Annotated in this window: 22 protein-coding genes and 1 riboswitch; of the genes, 9 read left to right on the top strand and 13 right to left on the bottom strand. The window is 75.1% G+C overall.

Going from position 1 to position 23,401, the window contains the following annotated elements; genetic code table 11:
- Positions 1-17: 17 nt before the first annotated feature.
- Positions 18-1,043 (top strand): TolB family protein, encoded by a 1,026-nt coding sequence (locus ACFVWU_RS11460; protein WP_387618378.1) that lies wholly within the window; start codon positions 18-20, stop codon positions 1,041-1,043.
- Positions 1,044-1,136: 93 nt separating this feature from the next.
- Positions 1,137-2,048, top strand: coding sequence for a hypothetical protein (locus ACFVWU_RS11455; protein WP_387618246.1), 912 nt, complete (start codon positions 1,137-1,139; stop codon positions 2,046-2,048).
- A 66-nt stretch (positions 2,049-2,114) separates the two neighbouring features.
- On the opposite strand, the gene ACFVWU_RS11450 is transcribed toward ACFVWU_RS11455, so the two are convergent.
- Positions 2,115-3,050, bottom strand: a complete 936-nt coding sequence (locus ACFVWU_RS11450) for an EamA family transporter (RefSeq protein WP_387618244.1) — start codon at positions 3,048-3,050, stop codon at positions 2,115-2,117.
- Between the two features lie 125 nt (positions 3,051-3,175).
- Here ACFVWU_RS11450 and ACFVWU_RS11445 point away from each other — a divergent pair, with 125 nt between their 5' ends.
- Both ACFVWU_RS11445 and ACFVWU_RS11440 read left to right on the top strand, forming a co-directional pair.
- Entirely contained in the window at positions 3,176-3,688 is a 513-nt protein-coding gene (locus tag ACFVWU_RS11445; RefSeq protein ID WP_387618241.1) for a MarR family winged helix-turn-helix transcriptional regulator, read from the top strand.
- A gap of 159 nt (positions 3,689-3,847) precedes the next feature.
- The gene (locus ACFVWU_RS11440) at positions 3,848-4,303 is read left to right on the top strand and encodes a hypothetical protein (RefSeq protein WP_387618239.1); all 456 of its coding nucleotides are present in this window, start codon (positions 3,848-3,850) and stop codon (positions 4,301-4,303) included.
- A gap of 217 nt (positions 4,304-4,520) precedes the next feature.
- Here the strand turns inward: ACFVWU_RS11440 and ACFVWU_RS11435 are convergent, their stop codons facing one another.
- The 3 genes from ACFVWU_RS11435 to ACFVWU_RS11425 all read right to left on the bottom strand — a co-directional run bounded on the left by ACFVWU_RS11435 (position 4,521) and on the right by ACFVWU_RS11425 (position 7,012).
- Complete coding sequence (locus ACFVWU_RS11435) at positions 4,521-5,177, bottom strand: class I SAM-dependent methyltransferase (protein WP_387618236.1); 657 nt, start codon at positions 5,175-5,177, stop codon at positions 4,521-4,523.
- Between the two features lie 109 nt (positions 5,178-5,286).
- The gene (locus tag ACFVWU_RS11430; protein WP_387618233.1) at positions 5,287-5,763 is read right to left on the bottom strand and encodes a hypothetical protein; all 477 of its coding nucleotides are present in this window, start codon (positions 5,761-5,763) and stop codon (positions 5,287-5,289) included.
- A gap of 73 nt (positions 5,764-5,836) precedes the next feature.
- A complete protein-coding gene (locus tag ACFVWU_RS11425; RefSeq protein WP_387618230.1) occupies positions 5,837-7,012 on the bottom strand; it encodes an FAD-dependent monooxygenase in 1,176 nt (391 codons plus the stop codon).
- 129 nt (positions 7,013-7,141) lie between these two features.
- Between ACFVWU_RS11425 and ACFVWU_RS11420 the strand changes: the two genes are divergently transcribed.
- Positions 7,142-7,735, top strand: a complete 594-nt coding sequence (locus ACFVWU_RS11420; protein WP_387618228.1) for a TetR/AcrR family transcriptional regulator — start codon at positions 7,142-7,144, stop codon at positions 7,733-7,735.
- A gap of 51 nt (positions 7,736-7,786) precedes the next feature.
- Positions 7,787-9,463 (top strand): serine/threonine-protein kinase, encoded by a 1,677-nt coding sequence (locus tag ACFVWU_RS11415; RefSeq protein WP_387618226.1) that lies wholly within the window; start codon positions 7,787-7,789, stop codon positions 9,461-9,463.
- 18 nt (positions 9,464-9,481) lie between these two features.
- Here the strand turns inward: ACFVWU_RS11415 and ACFVWU_RS11410 are convergent, their stop codons facing one another.
- The 7 genes from ACFVWU_RS11410 to ACFVWU_RS11380 are packed head-to-tail and all read right to left on the bottom strand — an operon-like array spanning position 9,482 to position 17,191.
- Positions 9,482-9,958, bottom strand: coding sequence for an OsmC family protein (locus tag ACFVWU_RS11410; RefSeq protein WP_387618223.1), 477 nt, complete (start codon positions 9,956-9,958; stop codon positions 9,482-9,484).
- 38 nt (positions 9,959-9,996) lie between these two features.
- Complete coding sequence (cpt, locus tag ACFVWU_RS11405; RefSeq protein WP_387618221.1) at positions 9,997-10,539, bottom strand: chloramphenicol phosphotransferase CPT; 543 nt, start codon at positions 10,537-10,539, stop codon at positions 9,997-9,999.
- 53 nt (positions 10,540-10,592) lie between these two features.
- Positions 10,593-11,963, bottom strand: a complete 1,371-nt coding sequence (locus ACFVWU_RS11400) for a cobyrinate a,c-diamide synthase (RefSeq protein ID WP_387618218.1) — start codon at positions 11,961-11,963, stop codon at positions 10,593-10,595.
- 10 nt (positions 11,964-11,973) lie between these two features.
- The gene (cobO, locus tag ACFVWU_RS11395) at positions 11,974-12,579 is read right to left on the bottom strand and encodes a cob(I)yrinic acid a,c-diamide adenosyltransferase (RefSeq protein ID WP_387618215.1); all 606 of its coding nucleotides are present in this window, start codon (positions 12,577-12,579) and stop codon (positions 11,974-11,976) included.
- 6 nt (positions 12,580-12,585) lie between these two features.
- A complete protein-coding gene (locus ACFVWU_RS11390) occupies positions 12,586-14,721 on the bottom strand; it encodes a putative cobaltochelatase (RefSeq protein ID WP_387618212.1) in 2,136 nt (711 codons plus the stop codon).
- Entirely contained in the window at positions 14,718-16,232 is a 1,515-nt protein-coding gene (locus ACFVWU_RS11385; protein WP_387618209.1) for a cobyric acid synthase, read from the bottom strand. The genes ACFVWU_RS11390 and ACFVWU_RS11385 overlap by 4 nt, the downstream gene beginning before the upstream one ends.
- The gene (locus tag ACFVWU_RS11380) at positions 16,229-17,191 is read right to left on the bottom strand and encodes a cobalamin biosynthesis protein (protein WP_387618206.1); all 963 of its coding nucleotides are present in this window, start codon (positions 17,189-17,191) and stop codon (positions 16,229-16,231) included. Before ACFVWU_RS11380 ends, ACFVWU_RS11385 begins: the two co-directional genes overlap by 4 nt.
- Before the next feature lie 98 nt (positions 17,192-17,289).
- A riboswitch (cobalamin riboswitch) is annotated at positions 17,290-17,433 on the bottom strand.
- Positions 17,434-17,639: 206 nt separating this feature from the next.
- Here ACFVWU_RS11380 and ACFVWU_RS11375 point away from each other — a divergent pair.
- The 3 genes from ACFVWU_RS11375 to ACFVWU_RS11365 all read left to right on the top strand — a co-directional run bounded on the left by ACFVWU_RS11375 (position 17,640) and on the right by ACFVWU_RS11365 (position 21,604).
- Positions 17,640-18,332: a helix-turn-helix domain-containing protein gene (locus tag ACFVWU_RS11375; protein ID WP_387618204.1), complete on the top strand. Its 693-nt coding sequence runs from the start codon at positions 17,640-17,642 to the stop codon at positions 18,330-18,332.
- 115 nt (positions 18,333-18,447) lie between these two features.
- The gene (locus ACFVWU_RS11370) at positions 18,448-19,590 is read left to right on the top strand and encodes an alpha/beta hydrolase family protein (protein WP_387618201.1); all 1,143 of its coding nucleotides are present in this window, start codon (positions 18,448-18,450) and stop codon (positions 19,588-19,590) included.
- A gap of 688 nt (positions 19,591-20,278) precedes the next feature.
- Complete coding sequence (locus tag ACFVWU_RS11365; RefSeq protein ID WP_387618198.1) at positions 20,279-21,604, top strand: hypothetical protein; 1,326 nt, start codon at positions 20,279-20,281, stop codon at positions 21,602-21,604.
- Positions 21,605-21,701: 97 nt separating this feature from the next.
- On the opposite strand, the gene ACFVWU_RS11360 is transcribed toward ACFVWU_RS11365, so the two are convergent.
- Together ACFVWU_RS11360 and ACFVWU_RS11355 are read right to left on the bottom strand one after the other, a co-directional pair.
- Complete coding sequence (locus tag ACFVWU_RS11360; protein ID WP_030285592.1) at positions 21,702-22,580, bottom strand: phosphatidylcholine/phosphatidylserine synthase; 879 nt, start codon at positions 22,578-22,580, stop codon at positions 21,702-21,704.
- Positions 22,567-23,259, bottom strand: a complete 693-nt coding sequence (locus ACFVWU_RS11355) for a phosphatidylserine decarboxylase (RefSeq protein WP_387618195.1) — start codon at positions 23,257-23,259, stop codon at positions 22,567-22,569. The genes ACFVWU_RS11360 and ACFVWU_RS11355 overlap by 14 nt, the downstream gene beginning before the upstream one ends.
- Positions 23,260-23,401: the final 142 nt, after the last annotated feature.

Genomic DNA, 23,401 nt, shown 5'->3' with positions numbered 1-23,401 from the left:
GAGGAGAGCGTGTGAACCTGCAGAACCGCACCAGAGTGATCGTGCTGCTGGTCGCCGTCCTGGTGCTCGGCGCGGTCGGCACCGGAGCCGTGCTCTACGCGGCCGACCGCACCGCCGAGCGCGACCGCACCCAGGCCGGCGGACCGGTCGTCAACCCGGGGAAGGTGTCCCTGCACGCGCCCGGCAGCGGGCGTCAGTTGCTGTTCCGCAGTATGGCCTGGGGCCCGCACCGGGACGAGATCACCACCGTCCCCGCCGACCGGCCGGACGGCCCCCGCACCGCCTCCGGCGTCCAGTGCCTGCGCTTCCACGCCGCCGCAGGCACCGGCATCTGCCTGCAGGCCCAGCACGGCGCGCTGGAGGACACCTACCGGGCCGTCGTCCTGGACGACCACCTGCACGAGCTGCGCTCCTTCCCCGCGGCCGGGATCCCCACCCGCTCCCGGGTCTCGCCGTCCGGGCACCTCGCCGCCTGGACGGTCTTCGTCAGCGGCGACTCCTACGCGGGCACCAACTTCTCCACCCGCAGTTCGATCGTGGACGTGCGGGACTGGAACCTGCGGGAGAACCTGGAGGACTTCACCGTCATCAAGGACGGCCACCCGTACCAGGCGCACGACATCAACATCTGGGGCGTCACCTTCGCGGACGACAACACCTTCTACGCCACCGTGGCCACCGGCGGGCAGACCCACCTCGCCCGCGGCGACCTCGCCGCCCGCACCCTCACCACCCTGCACGACAACGTCGAGTGCCCCTCGCTCTCCCCGGACGGCACCCGCATCGCGTACAAGAAGCGCGTCCCCGGCCTGCCCGCCGACTCCCCGTGGCGGCTCTACGTCCTCGACCTGGGCACGATGACCGAGACCGCCACCGCCGAGCAGCGCAACATCGACGACCAGGCGCTCTGGTCCGACAACGGCACCCTGCTCTACGCCCTGCCCGGGGACTACGGCGCCGACCTGTGGACCGTCCCGGCGGACGGCTCCGGCAGCGCCCGGCTGGTCACCAAGGCCGCGGTCGCCCCCGCCTACCTGGGCTGAGGAACTCTGGGCTACGGTCCCACGTCGAGCAGAGTGTGACGTCCTGGTCGAATGTTCCGATCGGACGTCCTGATCGAGGGGGAGCGAGAAAGCGTGGACGGCATCCCACCCGAGCGGATGGTGACCGACTCCTGGCCCGCCCTGCACGGCCGCCCGGTCCTGCGGCGCACCGTCGCCGTCGGACTGGTGCTCGGCGTGTCCGTCGCCGCCGCCCTCGTGGTGCGCGGCGTCAACGCGCTCACCGTCGGGCAGGTCGGCCGGGAGACCGACCGCGACCGCGCCGAGCGCCTGGCCGGCCTCCACCCCTCCCAGCACCCGGGCGCGGGGCGGTACTACGTGCCGGTCAGCACGGTCTACACCCGGACGTCGGACGGCGCGCCGGTCGCGTACCTGCACTACCGGCTCGGGGGCGGCAAGGACCCGGGGCTGGGCGACTTCCTGCGGGCGTACGACCTCCCGGCGCCCGGGCCGGCCGCTCCGCTGCCGCCGGACCTGGCGGCGGCGCTGGGCGGGGACGAGCCGGCGGAGGCGCCGGAGCTGCCGGAGTCACCGGAGTCACCGGAGTCACCGGAGTCGCCGGAGTCACCGGAGTCGCCGGAGGAGGAGCCTTCGGCGTCCCCTTCCGCGGCTCCGTCGGTGGTCGCGTCCCCGTCCGAGACCACCTCCGCCCCGATCGCCATCGCGGCGCAGCCGCCGGACGGCGGCTCCGCCGACGCGAGTGCCGACGCCGACGCCGACGCGGACGACGCGTCCGATGAACCCTCCGAGCCCTCCACACCCTCTGAACCCTCGGCCGAGCCGGACGCCAAGGTCGGGGCCGGGGAGGGCGGCCCCTCCCCGACCCCGGCCCCGCCGTCCACGCCCACCTGGACGGCTACCCGGACCCCCGGTTGGACCCCGTCCGCCGTCCCCGTCCACCCGGCCGGCGTCCGCCGGATCTACGTCGCCACCATCCCCGGCGGCCTGCCGGGCTCCGCCGACATCTACGTCCGCGCCACCGGCTGAGCCGCCCCGCGCCCCATGCCTCAGCCCCGCCGGTCGCGTGACCGGCGGGGCTGAGGGGCGGGGCCGTCAGCGGGCGCCTGCCACCTGGGGCGCTGCCGCCCGGGCCGCGGGCACCGAGTCGGGCGCCCGGCCCGCCGTGGCGGCCCGTCGGGCCGGGGACTGGCCGACGAGCATGGCGCCGAGCGCCAGCACCAGGCCCAGGACCTGCCACGGGGTGAGGGTCTGGCCGAGGACGACCAGGCCGCCGACCGTCGCCACCACCGGGTTGATCAGCCCCAGGAAGGAGGCCGGCCCGGCGCCCAGGCGCTCGATGCCGCGGAACCACAGCACGTACCCGAGCGCGGTGCTGAACAGCCCCAGGTAGGCGAAGCCCGCCAGGTTGGAGGCGCTCAGGGCCGGCGGCGCGCCCTCGACCAGTGCCGCGAGCGGGACCAGGAAGACCGATCCGGCGAGGAGCTGCCAGGCGGTGAGGTCGACCATGGTGGCGCCCTCCGGGCGGCCCCAGCGCCGGGTGAGGACGGTGCCCATGGCCATCAGCGCGACACCCGCGACCATCGCGGCGATCCCGAGGCCGTCCAGCTCCGCCCCGCTCTTGAGCACCAGCAGCGCCACCCCGCCGACTCCGGCCAGCCCGGCGAGCAGCGCCCGGCGCCCGGGCCGTACCCGGAGCACGCCGATCGAGAACCCGGCGACCAGCAGCGGCTGGATCGCCCCGATGGTGGCCGCGACCCCGCCGGGCAGCCGGTACGCGCCGACGAACATCAGCGGGAAGAACAGCCCGATGTTGAGCATCCCGAGCACCGCCGCGCGGCCCCACCAGCGCCCCTTGGGCAGTTTGCGGCCGATCAGCAGCAGGAGCAGCCCGGCCGGCAGCGCCCGCAGGGCGGCGAGCAGCAGTGGGCGGCCTTCGGGGAGCAGCTGGGTGGTGACCAGGTAGGTGGTGCCCCAGGCGGCCGGGGCGAGTGCGGCGGTGGCGGCGATCGTGGCGCGCTTGCGGTCCATGGCGTCCCCCTCAACGTTGACTATCTGAACGTTGAGATATTTCTACGCCCGGAGATCGGTGAACGTCAAGTATGTGAATGTTAAGATAACTGCGACAGCGACCGGCCGCAGAGAGGCGGAGCACCATGCAGCAGCGCGACACCGTCGACGACATCGCCGAGCAGTGGAGGAGGGTCGACCCCGGCCTGGACCTGGAGGCCATGGCCCTGATCGGCCGACTCCGGCGGCTGAACGTCCGGGTCGACAACGCCCTGCGCGAGTACTTCGCCAGCTGCGGCCTGGACTCCTCCGAGTTCGACGTCCTGGCCACCCTTCGCCGCTCCGGCGAGCCCTACGAGCTCAACGCCCGCGCCCTGCTCAAGTCCGCCATGGTCACCTCCGGCGCCATCACCAACCGCGTCGACAAGCTCTCCGCCAAGGGCCTGGTCGAACGCAAGCCCTGCCCGGGCGACCGCCGCGCCGTCCTGGTCCGCCTCACCCCGGCCGGCAAGGAGCTCATCGACGCCACCCTGCCCGGCCACCTCCGGAACGAGGAACGCATCCTCACCGCCCTCGACGCCGACGAGCGCGCCCAGCTCGACACCCTGCTGCGCAAGCTCCTCGCCGCCCACGGCGACACCGAACCCCTCCTCGACTGAGCCGCCGTCGGTGCCCCCTGCCGTCGCGTTCCCCGCCCGGCGGGCGATGGTCCCCACCCTGGTGCACGGCGTGCGTCCGTAGCGGTGCGGTAGTTCGCGTGTCCACTACCCGCCCGGCCGCGTTATCCCATCGGGACGCCGTACCGGAGGAGAAGCCCGATGAAGCGCAAGACCCCCAGGGACATCGCCGTCGACGACCAGTTGCGGGCGGCCGGCGCCGAGGGCGCCCAGTGGCTCGCCGCCGCCGGGTGGGGTCCGCCGGTGAAGGTGCCGCTGCAGAACGCGGCCAGGTGGCAGCGGGAGACCCGGGACCGGATGCTGGCGGCGCAGCAGGACGAGTCCTGCACCTGGTGCGACCACCTGTTGCACGGCGGCCCGCAGCCTGTCGTCGTGCACGCCGAGCATCCGACCCACCTGGTCTGCCGTGCCTGCTCCGTGGCCGCCCGCCCCCACCGTCCGTGCCTGGACTGCGGGAAGCCGGCCGATTCGAAGTCGCCGCTGGACGGCCGCGAGGACGTCTGCATGGGCACGGTGGCGATCTACACCCGCCTCCGCTGCGCCGCCTGCTTCCGCGCCAACCCGCTCAACGGGACTTTCGGCAGTGGCGCGTCCTGAGGCTGCCTTCGCCGGGGTCGGGCATCTCTCGGCCGACGAACCGGCGGAGTTGGTCGCCGACCTCGGCGGAGCGGCGACGCGCGCTGAGCCGCGCCGCGTGCTCGTCGACGGCGCGCCGCCGCGGGGGTGCGGCGGATCCCGGGTCGGCGGCGGAACTCGGCAGGCCGCTCCCCGGCGATGACTACGGCGAGGTGGTCGGGCCGTGAGCCCGAGGAGGTCAGAGCTGTGCGATGAGTGCGTAGCGCTCGTCGTTGACCGGGCCACCCCACAGGGCGGCCTCCCCGCTGAGCGGCTCGACGCGCACGTCCGCCGCCAACGGGCTTACCGCCCCCGCGAGTTCCTCCGACCCGACCCCGCCGTCCCACGGCAGGTGCTCCGCGCCGGCGACGTACGGCGCCGTCTGCTCGCCCGCCTCGCGCCACCGCCCCTCGACCAGCACCAGCCGCCCGCCGGGCCGCAGCAGTGCCACCCAGGAGCGCAGGGCCTGCTCGGGGTCGGGGAGCGTCCAGATCAGATGGCGGCAGAGCAGCACGTCGAAACTGCCGGCCCGGAACGGGGGCGCGGCCGCGTCACCCACCAGGAACCGCCCCGCCATCCGGGCCGCCGCGAGCTTCGCCTTGGCCTGCTCCACCATCCGCGGCGCCAGATCCACCCCGGTCACCCGATGCCCGTCCGCCGCGACCAGCTCAGCCAACGAGCCCGTCCCGCACCCGACATCAAGCACATCCGAAGGATCCGACGGCAACCACCCCCGGACCCGCCGCGCCCACGCCTCCCGCGTCGGCGCCGACCGCAACCCGTGATCCGGCTCCTCGTCGAAACCCGACGAAGCCGCGTTCCAGTAATCGGCGATGGCCCGGCTGGAGTCACTCATGCCGGCCATCGTCGCAACCGGCACTGACATGGGCCCGGTTCAGTCCGGTGGGGGAGCGGCCACCCCGAACTCCCGGCAGATGGCGCCGAGCGCCTCCGCCGGTCTGTTCCTAGCCCCCGATGGCGAACGGGATGCCGTGCCGATCACCGGACAGTGACCGGCGGATCGCGTTGACCAGTCGCACCTGTGCTCCGGCGGGTGCCTGCCGGGCCTGTTCGAACTCGTCCGGGTGGAGCGGGGTGGTCAGCGGGTCCCGGGTGCGTGCCACCTGGTCGAGGAAGGTGTTGACGGCGTGGCCGAACCTGTCGATCTCGGCGGCGACTTCGGCGGGGGCGATCAGGCTTGCGCGCATCAGGGCCGCGCTCCACTCGCCCCAGTCGTAGTCCCAGCCGCGCCGATCGCCGTGGGCGCGCCGGAGTTCCATGGTGAACCTGGCGTAGTGCCCGAGCAGTTCCTGATAGGCGGCGAGCTGCTGGTCGCGTGACCACTGGCGGTCCTGGGCGCGGCGCGTGACGATGCCGCCGACCAGGACGCCCGCGCTCGCGGAGAGTGCACCGGCTGCCGTCGTCACCAGAACGTCCAGCACTGTGCCTCCCGGAGCGCGTCCGCCAGTAGCACCCCAGGGTAGGCGTCACGCCTCGCCGCGTCCGGCGGCTTTCTCACGCCCCGTCGCCCAGCAGCGGCGGTTGCCAGCCGAACGTGGCTGCGGAGCGGCTCAGCAGGACGCGGGTGGGGAGGAGGCCGGCGAGGGTGAGGGCGGTGTCGCGGAGCAGGGTGGTGGTGGGGGTGCGGAGGGCGACGAGGGCGCCGATGCGGCGGGAGGCGGTCACGACGGCGGTGGTGCGGGGGAGGCGGGTCGCGGTGTAGGCGGGCAGCGGGGAGGCGAGGTCGCCGGAGGGGGCGAGGAGGGAGGCGAGGACGACGGCGTCCTCGATCGCCTGGCAGGCGCCCTGGCCCAGGAAGGGGCACATGGCGTGGGCGGCGTCGCCGAGGAGGGCGACCCGACCGTGGTGGTAGGCGGGCAGGGGGTCGGCGAGTTCCCAGACGTCGTGGCGGAGCACCCGGTCGGGCTCGGCGAGGGCGAGCAGGTGGGGGACGGGCGCGCACCAGTCGCCGAACAGCCGTTGGAGTTCGACGTGTTCGCTGGTGGCGCGGGTGCCGGCCGGGGCGAGGGCCGCGCCGTAGAGGTAGACCCGGCCGTCGGCGAGCGGGACGATGCCGGCGAGGCTGCCGCGGCCCCAGATCTCACCGGCGGCGGCCGGCTGGCGGCCCGGGGAGACGATGGTGCGCCAGGTGGTGAAGCCGCTGTAGCGCGGGCCGGGGTGCTGGGGGAAGAGCTGGGACCGGGTGGCGGAGCGGATGCCGTCGGCGGCGACGACCAGGCCGGCGGGCTGCTCCCCGTCGGTGGTGCGGACGACGGCGGGCTCGTCGGTGTTGCCGGGGGTGACCAGGGTGGCGGGGGAGCCGGTGCGGACGGTGCCCTCCGGCAGGGCGTCGACCAGGGCGGCGATGACGTCGGCGCGGGCGACGGCGGCGATCGGGTCGCCGAACCGGGCCTCGACGGCGGCGGTGCTGGTGCGGGCGAGCCAGCGGCCGGAGGGGTGGCGTACGCCGATGGCGGGGTGCGGGGTGGCGAGGGCGCGCAGTCGGGGGCCGACGCCGAGCCGGTCGAGGGCGCGCAGGGCGTTGGGGGCGAGGGCGAGGCCGGCGCCGACGGGTTCCAGGGAGGCGGCGCGTTCATGGACGGTGACGGGGACGCCCTGCCGGTGGAGGGCGAGGGCGGCGGCGAGGCCGCCGATGCCGCCGCCGATGACGATCGCCTGGTGCATGCCCATGGTGGGCTCCTCTCCTTGCACTACAGATGTAGTGCCCAATGCTCAGCACCGTACTACACGTGTAGTGGGGCGTAAACTACGGCTGTAGTGAGTTGGGGGAGTCGGAACGGAAAGGCCATGATCGGACCCATGACACCCCCGCGCCCGACCCTGATCGCCGACGCCGCCATCGACCTGATCGCCGACGCCGGCCTGCGCGGGCTCACCCACCGTGCCGTGGACGACGCGTCCGGCCTGCCCGCCGGCTCGACCTCCAACCTCGCCCGCACCAGGGCCGCCCTGCTGGAACTCGTGCTCACCCGGATCGTCGAGCGGGAGACCGCCGACTACCCGGTCTTCACCGAGGGGGAGGGGTTCGCGCCCTCCACGACGGCGCGCGAGCTGCTGGTGGAGGTCGGCGCCGACATGCTGTACCGGGCGCTCACCACCGGGCGCAGGCTCACCCTGGCCCGCCTGGAACTCGCCCTGGAAGCCGCCCGCAGGCCCGAACTGCGCGCCGTCTACGACCGTCTGGGCGCGGGCTTCGCCGACCTCGCCGCCGCCCTGCTCGCCCGCTCCGGCTCCGCCGACCCGACGGCCGACGCCCGCCGACTGATCCGCTGGTGCGACGGCGTGCTGTTCAACTCGACGGCCGGTAGCGGCCATTGGTACGTGCCGACCCCGGGCGAGCTGCGCGACGAGGTGGCGGGCTACCTCGCCGCGCTGCTGGACGGGGAGGGCTAGCGACCGGGCGCGCCCCCTATACTCCGTGTGCTCGATCAGCCAGGGGGAATCATGTTGAGCACGTTGGACGTGACCGTACTGATCATGATCGGCGCGGCGCTGCTGCTGCGGTTGGCGACACTGCCGGTGCTGGTGCGCGCCCAAACGGCGACGCGCCGACGGGCGTTGGCGGCCACGGGCGCGGACGCGACCGCGGGTGCGCCGGGCGGCGTCGGCGCGACCATCGGCGAGCTGGCGGTGGGCCTGGCGGGCGCGGCGGGGTTGGTGGCCTTCCTGGCCGCCGACGTCCTGGGCAGTTTCATGAGCAGTTTGATCTCCAAGGGGCTGGGGCAGCCGTTCAGCCTCAACAACGTGAGGTACCTGGCCTTCCCGACACACACGCCTCTCCACGTGGCGCGGACCTGGTACATCGTCACCTTCGTCACGTGCCTGCTGCTCTGGCTGCTGTTCTGCTACCTGACCCAGCGCAATCTGCTGACCACCGGCCTGCCCCGGCAGGCGTGGTCGTCCGGCGGGACCCGGGCCCGGGTCATCGGCCTGCTCGTCGTCCGTGCGGCGCTCGGGGTGTTCCTCCTGCCGGTCGGCCTTCTCCCCGCCGCGACGGTCTACCAGCTCGTCGCCGTCCTGGTGAGCCGCAGGCCCAGGCCGGTGGGCGCGGACGGGGCGGACGTCCAGGCGGCCGAGGCGGCCAGGGCCCTGCAGGCCTCGCAGAACCCGTTCGCGCCCACTGTCCTGCCACAGGCGCCGTACGTCCCGACGCAGTTCGCGCAGCCCGTCCCGCCGACCCCGCCCGTCCCGCCGACCCCGCCCGTCCTGCCGACCCCGTCCATCGGCCAGCCGCTCAGCCCGCACGACGCCCGCACGATCGGCGGCTACCAACTCCTCGGCCGGATCGGCTCCGGCGGCATGGGCACGGTCTATCTCGCCCAGCGCCAGGGCTCCGCGACCCAGGTCGCCCTGAAGACCATCAACCTCGAACTCCTCAACGATGCCGAGCTGTTGCGCCGCTTCCAGCGCGAGTCCGAGGTGTTGGCCATGGTCCCCGGCGCCTACACCGCCCGGGTGCTCGACGCGGGCGTGGACGCCGGGCGCCCGTACCTGGCCATGGAGTTGCTGGACGGCCGCCCGCTGGACGTCCACCTGCGGGAGCAGGGCCCGATCCGCTCCGCCGAGGCACTGCGCGCCCTCGCGCTGGCGCTGGCCGTGGCGCTGTCCGGGGTGCACCGGCTCGGGCTGGTCCACCGGGATCTCAAGCCCGCCAACATCATGCTGACCACGGCCGGCCCGCGCCTGCTGGACTTCGGTATCGCGGCGATCGTGGACGGCACCCGGCTCACCGCCACCGGCGGCGGGCCGGGCACCCTGACGTACATGGCGCCCGAGCAGTTCGGCGAGGAGCGGGTCGGCACGCCCGCCGACGTGTGGGCCTGGGCGTGCTGCGTGGTGTGCGCGGTGCACGGCGCCAGCCCGTTCGCGGCGACCAGCACCGGCGCGGTGATCCGGCGGATCGTGGACACCGGGCCCGAACCGGCCGCGCTGGCGGCGGTCCAGGCCCTCGACCCGGGCCTCGCCGCCGTCGTCACCCGCGCGCTGGCCATCGACCCGGCACAGCGCCCGGCGGACGGTACCGCCCTGCTGGCGGCGCTCGCGGCGGCCCAGCCGACGGCGCCGGACCCGGCCGGCGTCCACGACCAGATCACCCGGGGCTGGCAGACACTCGCGTTGTAGCCCCGGCCCGCCGGCTCCCTACGCCTGACCCGCGACCGTCACCTCGGGCTCGTTCCGCACCGGGAAGTTGACCGAGTTGGCGATGAAGCAGGCCCGGTGCGCCTGCGCATGCAGGGCGAGCGCCTTCTCCGCCATACCCGCCTCGGCGACCTCGAGCCGCGGGTGCAGCACCACCGAGGTGAAGTGCCCGCCCTCCGGCGTCACCGCCATGGTGCCCACCGGCCGGTCGAGGTACGAGGTCACCACGACCCCGTTCACCGCGCACAGGTGCAGGTACGAGAGCAGGTGGCACTGGGAGAGCGAGGCGAGCAGCAGCTGCTCCGGGTTCCAGCGGGCCGGGTCGCCGCGGAAGACGGGGTCGGCGGAGCCGGGGACCGTCGGCAGGCCCTCGGCGGACACCTCGACGTCGCGGGAGTAGGAGCGGTAGTCGCTGGTGCCGGTGCCCCGGTTGCCGGTCCAGCTGATCTCGGCGGTGTACTCGTGCTGCCTGGCCATGCGCGTGCCTCCGTACGGATGAGTCTGGCGTCGGACAGTCAACCGCAGTTCGCCATCCGCGCGAGGACCGATTCGGCACAATCGCCCGGCGAGGCTTGCGAGGTGTCCACGACCAGGTCGTACGCGACGCCCTCGTGCACCGCCGAGGCCTGCGCGGCGGCCATCCCGGCGACCCGGTCGCCGCGTGCGGCCTCCCGGGCGGCGGCCACCTCGGGGGCGCAGCGCACGCCGACCCAGAGCACGTCCAGCCCCTCCAGCGCGCTCCGCCAGCGCTGCTGCGAGGCGGCCCCGCCGAGGAACACCTCGTCCACCAGGACCCGCGCCCCGGCGCGGGCCATCGCCGCCACGCCGACCGACCAGGCGGCGTCCAACCGGGCGAAGACCGGCCCGACCTCCACCGTGCCGTCCCCGTCCGTGACACCACCGATGCCGTCGCCGCCGGTCAGCAGCCGGGACGGCAGTGCGGCCACCAGGGTGTCCGTGCCCAGGTGCAGCCAGGGCTCCGGCAGCAGTTCCTGCAGGGCGCGGGCGAGGCTCGACTTGCCGGAGCTGGAGCCGCCGTTGAGGACGATCACATGCATGCGCGCATCCTAGGAGCGGAAACCTCAGGCGGTCACCGCATTAAGCGGACCCCTCAGGCCGTCGCCGCATTGAACGCCGCCGCCGCGGCCGCGAACGAGGCGGCCAGCCCGGGCGCCCCGGCCCAGTGCAGGTGCAGGTACGAGGCGTGCACGTTCCCGGCGGCGAAGCCCTCCGTGCGCGGCCCGGTCGGCAGCCGCCAACCCCAGGCGGGGAGTTCGCCCGCGCCCGGCTCGCAGACCGTCCGGTGGAACTCGTGCCCGCGCAGCCGGGTGCCGGCCGCGGCGAGCGGGGAGTCGTGCAGGGCGACGGCCTCGCGGTAGCCGAGGGTGAGGCGTTCGGTCATCCGGGCGGCGGTGTCCAGTACCCCGCACATCGGAAGCCCGTCCAACTCCCGCCCCAGGTAGAGCAGTCCGGCGCACTCGGCGGCGACCGGCCCGCCCGAGGCGGCGAACTCCGCTATGGCCCGCCGCAGTTCGGCGTTCCCGCTCAACTCCCGTACGTACAGCTCGGGGAAGCCGCCGCCGATGACCAGCCCGGCCGTCCCTTCCGGCAGCGCCGAGGCGTGCAGCGGGTCGAACGGGACGACCTCCGCGCCCGCCGCGCCGAGCAGTTCGGCGTTCTCGGCGTACGAGAAGGAGAACGCGGCGCCGCCCGCCACCGCGATCCGCGGCCGCCCGGCCACCGGTGTGACCTCGGCCGACGGGTCCCACGGCTCGGCGTCCAACTCCGGTGCCGTCCGGGCGAGTTCCAGCAGGGCGTCCAGGTCGACCGAGGAGGCGACCAGCTCGCCCATGTCCGCGACGGCCTTCAGCGCCTCCGCCGAGCGCTCGACCGCCGGGATCAGCCCCAGGTGCCGGGACGGCGTGGCGACCGCCGCCGAGCGGCGCAGCGCGCCCAGCACCGGCACGCCGGAGCCCTCCTCCAGGGCCTCGCGCAGGAGCTGCTCGTGCCGGTCGGAGGCGACCCGGTTGAGGATCACCCCGGCGAGGCGCACCTGCGGGTCCCACGAGGCGAAGCCGTGCACCAGCGCGGCCACCGACCGGGACTGCGAGGAGCCGTCCACCACCAGCACCACGGGTGCCCGCAGCAGCTTGGCGACGTGCGCCGTGGACGCCAGCTCCCCGCGCCCGGAGGCCCCGTCGAACAGGCCCATGACCCCCTCGACCACCGCGACGTCCGCCCCGGCCGCGCCGTGCAGGAACAGCGGCGCGATCCGCTCCGGCCCGCACATGAAGGCGTCCAGGTTGCGGCCCGGGCGCCCGGCGGCGAGCGCGTGGTAGCCCGGGTCGATGTAGTCGGGGCCGACCTTGTGCGGGGACACCGCCAGCCCGCGCGCGGCGAGCGCCGCGATCAGGCCGGTGGCGACGGTGGTCTTGCCGGCGCCGGAGGAGGGCGCGGCGACGACGAGGCGGGGGATGTTCACGGGCGCAGGCTCACCACTCGATACCGCGCTGGCCCTTGCGGCCGGCGTCCATGGGGTGCTTGACCTTGGTCATCTCGGTGACCAGGTCGGCGAAGTCGGTCAGCGCCTCGGGCGCGTACCGGCCGGTGATGACGACGTGCTGGCTGCCGGGTCGGTCCTCGAGCACCGACACCACCTCGTCCGGGTCGATCCACCCCCAGTGCATCGGGTAGGTGAACTCGTCCAGCACGTAGAAGCGGTAGGTCTCGGCGGCGAGGTCGCGCTTGACCTGCTCCCAGCCCTCCTTCGCCGCCTCCTCGCTGGACATCTCCTGCTCGGCGGAGCGCTGGATCCACGACCAGCCGGAGCCCATCTTGTGCCAGTCGACGGTGCCGCCCTCGCCGGAGGCGCCGAGGACGCGCAGCGCGTTCTCCTCGCCGACCTTCCACTTGGCGGACTTCACGAACTGGAACACCCCGACCGACCAGCCCTGGTTCCAGGCACGCAGTGCCATGCCGAACGCGGCCGTGGACTTGCCCTTGCCGGGGCCGGTGTGCACGGCGGTGATCGGCTGCGTACGGCGCTGGCGAGTCGTCAGGCCGTCGTCGGGAACGCTCTCGGGGACACCCTTGGGCATGTCGGCTCAGGCCGCCTTTCGCATCGCAGTGGTGGAACGGTTCACGGAACGGCTCACGGAAGGGCTCGCCGAACGGTTCTCGCGGACCAGCGAGGCCACGCCCTCGGCGCGCAGTTCGTCCAGACTGACGGCGCTGCCGCCGAGCAGCCCGGCCAGGGTGCGGGCCAGGCCCAGGCGGACCGGCCCGGACTCGCAGTCCAGCACCACGCTCGCGGTGCCCTGTGCCGCGAACAGTGCGGCCGCGCGCTGCGACTGCGCGAGCGCGTCCCGCCCGCCGGTGGCCCGGCCGTCGGTCACCACGACCAGCAGCGGGCGCCGGTTCGGATCGCGCAGCCGCTCCACCCGCAGCACCTCGTGCGCGCGCAGCAGGCCCGCCGCCAGCGGGGTCCGCCCGCCGGTGGGCAGCGACTCCAGCCGGGCCGCGCCGACCTCGACCGAGGAGGTGGGCGGCAGCGCCAGCTCGGCGCCCGCGCCCCGGAAGGTGATCATGCCGATCTTGTCGCGGCGCTGGTAGGCGTCCATCAGCAGCGACAGCACCGCGCCCTTGACGGCGGTCATCCGCTGCCGGGCGGCCATCGAGCCGGAGGCGTCCACCACGAACAGCACCAGGTTGGACTCCCGTCCCTGGCGCACCTGTTCGCGGAAGTCGTCCTTGTGCAGCACCAGCGCCCGGCCGTCCCGCCCGCGCGCCACCTGGTGCGGCGCGGCGGCCTGCAGGGTCGCGGTCAGGTGCAGCCGGCTCAGCGGGCCCTGCGGCCGCCGGGCGCGGATGGTGTGCCCGCCGGAGGTCTCGGCGGGGGAGCGGCGGCCCTGCGCGCCGTGGCCGGTGCCCCGCACGGTGAACAGCCGGGTCCGGTACGGTTCGCCGGCCGCGACCGGCGTCGACTCCCGCGCGGGGGCGGGGTGTTGGGCCGGGACGGGCGGCTGCGCGGGCGCCTCGGCGTCCTCGGGGGCGGACGCCTCCGGGGTGCCGCCGTCGGACGGCTCGGGCGCGCCGCCGCCGTCGGGCCCACCGCCGTCGGGGCCGCCGTCCGGGCCGCCCCCGTCCGGACCCGGGCCGTCGCCTTCGGGCTCCGGGCCGTCACCCTCCGGCTCCGGGCCGTCACCCTCCGGCTCCGGATCCTCCGGCTGGGCGTGCTCCTCCAGCGTCCGGTCCAACTGCTCCTCGTCCAGCCCCGGAGCGTCGAAGGGGTTGCGGCGGCGCCGGTGCGGCAGGGCCAGCTGGGCGGCCTTGCGGACGTCCTCCTCCAGCACCTCGGTGCGCCCCGCCCAGGCGGCCAGCGCGACCGCCGTGCGGGCCATCACGATGTCCGCGCGCAGCCCGTCCACCTCGAACGCCGCGCACACGGCGGTGATCTGACGCAGCGCCACATCCGTCAGCTCGACCTTGGGCAGCAACTCCCGGGCGGCGGTGATGTGTGCGGCGAGCTCCCGCTCCTCGGCCGCGAACCGGGCCGCGAAGCCGGCCGGGTCCGCGTCGTACGCGAGCCGGCGCCGGACCACCTCGGCGCGCTCGGCCGGGTCCCGGGTGGCGGCGATCTCGACGGTCAGGCCGAAGCGGTCGAGCAGCTGCGGCCGCAGCTCGCCCTCCTCCGGGTTCATCGTGCCGACCAGCAGGAAGCGCGCCGCGTGCCGCACCGACACGCCCTCGCGCTCCACGTACGAGCGGCCCATCGCGGCGGCGTCGAGCAGCAGGTCCACCACGTGGTCCTGGAGCAGGTTCACCTCGTCGATGTAGAGCACGCCGCGGTGCGCCTTGGCGAGCAGCCCGGGCTCGTACGCCTTGACGCCCTCGGCGAGCGCGCGCTCCAGGTCGAGCGAGCCGACGATCCGGTCCTCGGCCACGCCGACCGGCAACTCGACCAGCTGGGACGGGCGTTCGTGACTCGCGAGGGAGGTGTGCGGCCCGTCCGGGCACTGCGGGTCCGGCGCGGCCGGGTCGCAGGCGAAGCGGCAGCCGTCCACGGCGGCGATGGAGGGCAGCAGCCCGGCCAGCGCGCGCACCATGGTGGACTTCGCGGTGCCCTTCTCACCGCGCACCAGCACGCCGCCCACGGCCGGGGAGACCGCGTTCAGCAGCAGCCCGAGCCGCAGGTCGGCCATGCCGACGATCGCGGTGAACGGATAGCGGACGTCAGTCATGCGTCACTCCCAGGTGCCCCGGGCGCCAGGAACGGCAGCGACCCGGCTGCCGGCACCCCGCCCTCGATCAGCTTCCACAGCGCGTCGGTGTCCGCGTGTTCCTCGATCAGGTCGCCCAGCCGGTCCAGCCGGGCCTCGCGCGCCTCGGCGAAGCAGGTGTCCGGCGCGGGGACGAACGCCCGGCCCGCGGACTCGGCGACCTCGCGCAGGAGTTCGCGGCGGAAGCCGTCGTTCTCCAGCGCGCCGTGCCAGGTGGTGCCCCAGACCGAGCCGACCCGGCAGCCGTCCAGGAAGGGGGTGCCCCCGTCGACGGTCACCACTCCGTGGTGGATCTCGTAGCCCTCGACCCGCTGTCCGTACGCCTCGCCGACCGGCCGCGCCAGCACCTTCTCGGCGCCGAAGCGCACCCGCGTCGGCAGCAGCCCGAGCGCGTCGACGACGCCCGCCTTGGACTCCACCTCGTCGTCGATCGAGCGCGCCAGCATCTGGTAGCCGCCGCAGACCCCGAGGATCGGCAGCCCGGCCGCCGCCCGTGCCTTCAGCGCCGGCTCCAGGCCGCGTTCGCGCAGCCAGGCGAGGTCCGCCACGGTGGCCCGGGTGCCGGGCAGCACCACCAGGTCGGCGTCGGCCAGCTCCTCCGGCCGGGTCGCCCAGCGCACCAGCACGCCCGGCTCCTGCGCCAGCGCGTCCACGTCGGTGAAGTTGGACAGCCGGGGGAAGCGCACCACAGCCACCCGCAGCACGTCCGCCCCGAGCGGCCCGCGGCCGTCGACCCGGTCCACCACCGTCGACAGGTCGAGCGAGTCCTCGGCGTCCAGCCACAGGCCCGGCAGCATCGGCAGCGTGCCCAGCACCGGACGGCCGGTCAGCTCGTGCAGCATCTCCAGCCCGGGCGCCAGCAGCCTCGCGTCGCCGCGGAACTTGTTGACGAACCAGCCCGCCACGTGCCGCTGGTCCTCGGCCGACAGCAGCGCCAGCGTCCCGTACATCGCGGCGAAGACCCCGCCGCGGTCGATGTCGCCGACCACCACGACGGGCAGTCCGGCGGCCGCGGCCAGGCCCATGTTGGCGATGTCCCGGTCGCGCAGGTTGATCTCGGCGGGCGAGCCGGCGCCCTCGCAGACCACCACGTCGAAGCGGCGGCGCAGGTCCGCCAGGCACTCCAGGGAGCGTTCCAGTAGGACGGGCTTGCGCTCCCGGTAGTCCAGCGCGCCCACCTCGGCCACCGGCCTGCCGAGCAGCACCACCTGGCTGCGGCCGTCCGCACCGGGCTTGAGCAGCACCGGGTTCATCGCCGCCTCCGGCTCCACCCGCGCGGCCTGGGCCTGCATCGCCTGGGCGCGGCCGATCTCGGCGCCGTCGGCGGTGACGAAGGAGTTCAGCGACATGTTCTGCGCCTTGAACGGCGCGACCCGCACGCCCTGGCGGGCCAGCCAGCGGCAGATCCCGGCCGTCACCACGCTCTTGCCCGCGTCCGAGGTCGTCCCGGCGACCAGCAGCGCGTTCGTCATGCCCCACCCCTCTTCATCAGGAGCCGCAGCAGGACGTGCCCCGCGACCGTCGTACCCAGCGCCAGCGCGCCCACCCGCCGGGACAGCGTGCAGGCCCGCTCGATGTCGTCCACCGTCACCGGCCGCAACTCCGCGCCCAGCACCGGCCGGTGCTCCACCCTGTGCCCGTAGTCGAGCGTTCCGCCCAGCCGGACGCCCACCGCGCCGGCGAAGGCCGACTCGGCCTGGCCCGCGTTCGGGCTCGGGTGCGCGGAGCCGTCCCGCCGCCAGACCCGCCAGGCGGTCCGGGGCTCGGGTGCGGCGGCCACCGTCAGCAGCGCGGTGAGCCGGGCGCCCGGCCAGCCGGCCACGTCGTCCAGCCGGGCCGAGGCCCAGCCGAAGCGGGCGTAGCGGGGCGAGCGGTGGCCCACCATCGCGTCCAGGGTGTTCACCGCGCGGAAGGCCAGCAGGCCCGGCGTGCCCGCCAGGGCGCCCCAGGTCAGCGCGTTCACCACGGCGTCGGCGGTGTTCTCGGCCACCGACTCGACCACGGCCCGGGCGATCTGCTGTCCGTCCAGCGCGCTCGGGTCCCGCCCGCACAGGTGCGGCAGCCGTTCCCGGGCGGCCGTCAGATCGCCCGCGGCGAGGGAGCGGCCGATGGTGCGCGCCTCCCGGGTCAGCGAGGTGCCGCCGAGCACCGTCCAGGTCGCCGCCGCGGCCAGTGCCGCCCGCCCCAGCGGACGGCGGCCCACCGTACGGTCCAGGGCCAGCGCGCCGGCCGCTACCGTGCCCACGCACAGCGCCGTGTACGCCGTCCCGGCCGTGCGGTCGTCGCGCCACAGGCGCCGTTCGAGGCGGGTCGCGGCGTTGCCGAAGAGCGCGACGGGGTGGCCGCGGCGGGGGTCGGCGAAGCGGGCGTCGACGGCGTAGCCCGCGACGGCGCCCAGCGCGAAGGCGGCGGCGCGGGTCAGCGGGCGCACGGCGGTGGGCAGCTCGGGGTCCGACGGGGCGGGGCAGGCTGCATCGCGTGCGTGTCCTCACTCAGGGTCCGCGCCCTGGATCGACGTACCGGGGGCGAGAGTCTCCTGGCTTCCGGGTCGGACGCACCCCCGGAGCCTTCCAGCAGCCTGCCAGCAATGACTGACGGCCCGCCGTGGCACCTTCCGAGCGTGCTCCCCGGTGACAGTGGCGGGACCGCGCCGGACTCGCACCGGCTTCCTCTCCATGCCTCCGTTTGGCGCAAGGATCCCATCACGCGGCCGATCCACGCGTCAACCGAGGTCACGGAGGGGTTGGTCACACGGCGGCCACCCGGCGGCCGGGTGTCGTCACTGTGCGATCGCCCAGCGCGGCGGATGGCCCGTCAGTCCCGCTTCGTGCGTTCTGGGGCTGGGGGCGCGCCGAGGGCCGCGCCTACCGTTCGGTGCCATGCGCCGCAGAAAGACCCCCGCCGCCGCCCCGCCCCCGGTGCCGTTCTCGCCCGAGGCCGCACGCGCCCACCGGGTCGGCCTCGGCCTGACCCCCGAACAGGTCGCCGAGGGCATGGCCGCCCACGGCGTACGGCTGCTGTTCGGCCACGTCCTCGCCTGGGAGAACGGCGACCTGCGGCCCGGCGAGGCCGAGCTCATCGCCCTTGCCCGCGTCCTCTGGTGTCCCGCCGCCGACCTGATGGGCGCCCGCCCGACGCGTCTGCGGGACCACCGCATCGCCCGCGAACTCGGCCAGGAGGCCGTGGCCGAACGCGTCGGCATGTCCCTGCCCGCCTACCGGGAGGCCGAACTGACCGGCCACTGGGACGGCGACCCGGACCAGACCCACGCCCTCGCCCAGGTCCTCGGCCTGCGGCTGACCGAGCTGGTCGAGGCCACCGGCCGCGCCGAGGCCCTGGACCGGCTGCTGCGCCAGTGCGTCGCCGGCCGCTGGCAGCCCCAGCTCCGCGCCCTCGCCCGCCTCGTCCCCGTCCCCGAGCCGGACCTCGCGGCCGTCCTCCCCGTCCTCCACCAGGAACACCACGTCCCCACCCACTGGGGCACCCCCAGCGTGCCCCGCACCCCCGCCCCGCCGCTCACCCCCCGGTTCTGGCAGCTGCTCGCGGCCCAGCCGACGGCCGTTCCGGTCTGACGCTCCCCTTCCTCCCCCATCCCCCGGACGGCCTAGTCCGGTGGCCGGGGGTGCGCGACCCCGGTGAACTGGTGTACGAACACCGTCCGGTCCGTGGAGCAGAGCGGGGAACGATATGCGTTGGCGAACCGCAGCGGTCGTGGCGGCCGCCGTCGTCGGGGCCGGGGCCGTCGTCCTGGTGATCGGCCGCCGGGCCTCCGAGCGGGTGGTCCGTCCGGGCGCGGGGCCGGCGGCGGGGCCGGGTGCGGGGGCGGCCGTGCGGGAGTCCGGGCCCATCCTCGTGCAGAGCCTCGCCGCCGGCCGGGTCACCTTCACCCGCCGCCCCGAGAGCCTGCGGCGCGGCCGCTGGGCCGTCGAGTGGGAGGGCGGCGGGCACGCGGTGGTCGAGGAGATCCTGCACAGCGACGAGCAGGGCGTCACCCGGCGGCTCGTCCGCGCCGACCGGGGCACCCTCACGCCCGGCACCGAGGTGCACTTCACCCCCCGCGTGCTGCTCGGCGACCCCACCGAGGCGCTCGGCCTGGCCTTCAGCGACACCAGCGCCGACGGCGAGCTGGGTGCCCTCCCGGCCTGGCACCTCGACGGCAAGCGCGGCACCTGGGTGATCCTCGTCCACGGCACCGAGGCCGACCGCCAGCAGACCCTCCCGGTCCTGCCCGTCCTCGACCGCCTCGGCCTGCCCGTCCTCGCCGTCACCTACCGCGGCGACGCGGGCGCCCCCGCCTCCCCGGACGGGTTGAGCCACTTCGGCGCGACCGAGTGGCGCGACGTCGAGTCGGCGATACGGCTGGCGCTCGACCACGGCGCGGGCCGGGTGATCCTGTACGGCTGGTCGTCGGGCGCCACCACGGTCCTGCACGCGGCGGCCCGCTCCGCGTGGGCGCCCACCATCAGCGGGCTGATCCTCGACTCGCCCGTCCTCGACCTGCCCGCCTCCGCCCGCCGCGACGCCGCCCGGGCCGGCTTCACGGGCGTCGCCGCCGAGCTGGGCGCCCTGGCCGCCGAGGGCCGCACCGGCGTCGACCTCGCCGACTTCGCGCGGCTCGCCGAGGGCGCGGACCTGCACGTCCCCACGCTGGTGCTGCACAGTCCCAGCGACCGGACAGCCCCGTTCGGTGCCGCCCAGCGCCTCGCGGCCGCCCGGCCGGACGTGGTCAACCTGCAGACCTTCCCGGGCGCCGACCACGCCGCCCTGTGGAACTCCGCCCCCGACCACTACACCGAACTCCTCCGCCGCTGGCTCACCCCCCTGCTCTGACGGCGCCCGCCCCGGCTTCGGGGGCCAAATTTGGCCCTGCGGGCGAGCGTCGACCCATCCGACTTCCCCCCCCCCCCCCGCGACAGCCCCCTGACCGCCCGTCGCCGCCCCGGGACGCACCACCGGCCCGGGGCGGCCGCGGCTGCGCCCCGCCGTCCGCGTGACCCCCGTTCGATTCGCTGTCCGGATCGCGCCCCCGGCACGGCTCCCGCCCGCGCACCAGAAGTCGGCCCGGCCGACTTCCCGTGCCGAAACCCCCGTCCCCAGGCACGTGCCGCCTGGCCGGATCCCCACCCACCGCGCCTCCGCACACCCCCGTCCGACACGCAGCGTGACCGGCCGGACGGGCACCGCGACGCCCGGCCGCAACCCTGGCATGGTCCCGCCACACGTTTCCGGCCAGGCGGTTTGCCACTGTTGCCCGATCTTGCGGAGGTGCCGTCCACGGTCTCCCGGTCGTACGGACAACCGGATGTGACAGAAGGCCGGTACAAGGGGAAGACTGCTCGACGTGACGTCTCGGAACCCGCGCGACCGTGATGCCCCGCTCCCGCCGACGATCGGTACCGGTGCGACGGTGACCCGTCTCCCCGGTACACCCCACCGGCCCTCCGGTGGCAGGCCGGGCGGGGCCGGTGTACCCCGGCGACGAGGGCCCGCGCCGGCGCCAGGGCGGGGCCGGGTTCCCGTGCCGGACGGCTTCCCCGCGCCGGCCGAGCTCGCACCGCTGGCCCGTCGGATGCTGGTGGACGCCGTCCGGATCGCCCGCTGGGCCGGAGAGCTGGACGAGGTCGACAAGCGCGGCGAGCTGCTCCCGGAGGACGCCCGCGCGGCGGGCCGGGCGCTGGCCATGACGGTCGGCGCCGCCGCCAAGGCCTGGGGGCAGGCGCTGCTGGTCGGCCTGGTGGAGGCCCGGGACGGCGGCGCCGGCCCCGGCTGGCGCCTGCACGCCTGGGAGCACGACGACGAGGCCGTGGTGCGCGGCTGGTCCGGGCTGTTCGACGCCTGGACGCTGCTCGCCCCGGTGCCGCCCGCCGCGCTGCGCGGGGTGTTCGCCGTCCTGGCCGGCCAGGCCGTGGACCAGGCCCCGCAGCTGCTGTCCTTCCTGCACCTGGTGGACGGCCCGGTGGCCGAGAGCGAGCTGCTGGAGCTGCTGCGCCGCGGCCTGGACGAGCGCCGGGTCGGTACCGGCCTCGGCGGCCCCGGCCTGTCGCCCGTCCCGCACGCCGCCTCGGCCGTCTCCGCCGTCCGCGGCACCTGCCGCGAGCCGCAGATCGACACCCCGGCCTCGCCCTCCGACGTGGCCGCCGTCCTGGACTGGATGCTGGACGGCCTGGCGGCGGTCGGCGCCGTGGTGCGCAGGAACGATGCCGCTGAGCTGTCGCCGCTGGGCCACTGGGCGGTGCGGGCCAAGCTGGAGGAGATCTGCACGGTCGCCCAGACCGCGGCCGGGCACATCGAGCAGAGCGCCTTCGAGCTGCTGAACGCCTGCGCGGACTACTCGCCGGGCCCGGCCCGGGCCGAGTTCCGCGCCTGGGTGGCGGCCCGTCCGGCGGACCGCGCGGTGGCCGAACTCCTGGAGGCGGCCCAGGGCGACGACGCGCTGGTGCGCGGCCTCGCCTTCGAGGCGCTGCGGGTGGCCGGAGGCCCGGCCGAGCAGGCGGTGCGGGCCTCGGTGGACGAGCCGGTGCTGCGTCCGTACGCGCTGCTGTGGCTGGCGGAGCGCTCGGACGAGGGCGTCTCCCCGGCGGACGTGCTGGGCGCCGAGGACGCCGCCTGGCTGTGGGTGGACACCGCGGCCGCGGTGCTCGACCACGGCGAGACGGAGCTGCTGGTGGGCCACGTCGAGGGCGCCTCGGCGGGCGACCCGGTGCGGCTGTTCGCCCGGGCCCGGCAGTCGGGCCACCCGCGGGCGGCCTCGGTGCTGACCGCGGTCTCGGGCGTGCACCCGGACCCGGGCGTGGCCCGGGCGGCCCGCCGCTCCGCCTTCAGCGTCCACACCGGCGGTGCGTAGCCGCTCCGCCCCCATCGGCGGTGCGTAGCGAACCCGGAAACGAGGAAGGGCCCGGAACCATCAGGTTCCGGGCCCTTCCCGTACGTCACGAAGCGGCTCAGCCGAGCCGCGACTCCGCCCGTCGGGCACGGACGTCGCCGACCTTCTGCCCGACCTTGCGCCGGATGACCAGCAGCGGCGCCATCGCCGCGAGCGTGATCTGGGCGAAGGCACCGACGTGCATCAGGGTGTCGCCGCCGGGCAGGCCGGTGGCCCAGGCCGCCAGGCAGCCGATGGCGACGACCACCCAGCACAGCGTGGCGGTGGCCAGCAGCCCCTGCGGCTTCGGGTACTCGATCCGGCTGACCATGAGGTACGCGGCGCCGAAGATGGCGAGCAGACCGGGCAGGAACGGCGGGTCGAGCAGCACGATGGCGATGACCGTCATCGCGCCCATCGGGCAGGGCATGCCCTGGAACACCCCGGGCCGCATCTTGACGGCCGAGAAGCGGGCCAGCCGCAGGACCACCGCGAGCAGCACGGTCAGCGCGATCAGCGCCGAGAGCGTCCGGTTGGAGCCCTGCGAGACCATGCCCCAGACCGCGACGAAGTAGGCCGGCGCGATGCCGAAGCTGATCAGGTCGGCCAGGTTGTCGAGTTCCGCTCCGAGGGCGGAGGAGCGGAGCTTCCGCGCCACCAGGCCGTCGAAGAGGTCGCACATCGAGCCGATCAGCAGCAGCGTGACGGCCGTGGCCGCGCTGTGCCGGTCCGGAGCGGCGTCCGGGTTGGTGATGTGCGGGATCAGGACCCCGGTGGTGATCGAGTAGATCGCCAGGAAGCCGCAGACGGCGTTCCCCAGGGTCAGGAAGTCGGCGGTGGACAGGTGCTGCGGGGAGCGCGGGGCACGCAGCTCGCGGTCGCGCGCCCAGCGGCGACGGCGCAGGGCCGTCTCCTCGTCGTCCAGGCCGACGATTGTCTCAGGATCAGTCACGGTCAAGGCGCGTCACCCCGGCTGTGGTCTTCTGGCCGACCTCGACGCCGACCTCGACGCCGGCCGGCAGGTAGGTGTCGACCCGGGACCCGAACCGGATCAGACCGATCCGGTCACCCTGCTCGACCTTGGTTCCGGCGGCCACGTACGGCACGATGCGGCGGGCCACGGCCCCCGCGATCTGCACCATCTCGATGTCGCCGAGCTCGGTGTCGAAGTGCCAGACGACCCGCTCGTTCTGGTCGCTGTCCTTGTTGAACGCCGGCACGAAACCGCCCGCCACGTGCTCCACCGACGTCACCGTGCCCGGCAGGGGCGCGCGGTTGACGTGGACGTTGAGCGGGCTCATGAAGATCGCGACCCGGGTGCGGCCGTCCGGCCAGGCGTCGATGCTCTGCACCACGCCGTCGGCGGGGGAGATCACTCTGCCCGTGCCGATCTCACGCTCGGGGTCGCGGAAGAACCACAGCATGCCCGCGCTCAGCGCGCAGGCCGGAACCGCCGCCAGGGCCCACTTGCCGTTGCGCCGGGTGAGGGCGCTGGTCACGGCTGCGGTGGCGAGGGTGGGGACGAACCAGGGGGTGGCTCCGCGCGCGATGGTCACGCGGGGTCGCCGACCGGCCGTCGGGCCTGCGAGGGCATCGCGGTCCGTGACGGAGGTGTGAGGGGACGGGCTGATGGGCATCGAAGACCTTTGTCGCGGGGGATCATGGCCGCTGGACGGGGGCCACCGCGGGATCGGTAATAGAGGGACGGCTTGCTGTCCCGGTGGATGCTATCGGGAGCACACGGTGGGTGGGCAACCCGCCTGCTCGTTCATGTGTCCG

The sequence above is a fragment of the Kitasatospora sp. NPDC058190 genome (assembly GCF_042883685.1).
Classification (GTDB): Bacteria; Actinomycetota; Actinomycetes; order Streptomycetales; family Streptomycetaceae; genus Kitasatospora.
This window is presented reverse-complemented; position numbering and strand designations above follow the sequence as displayed.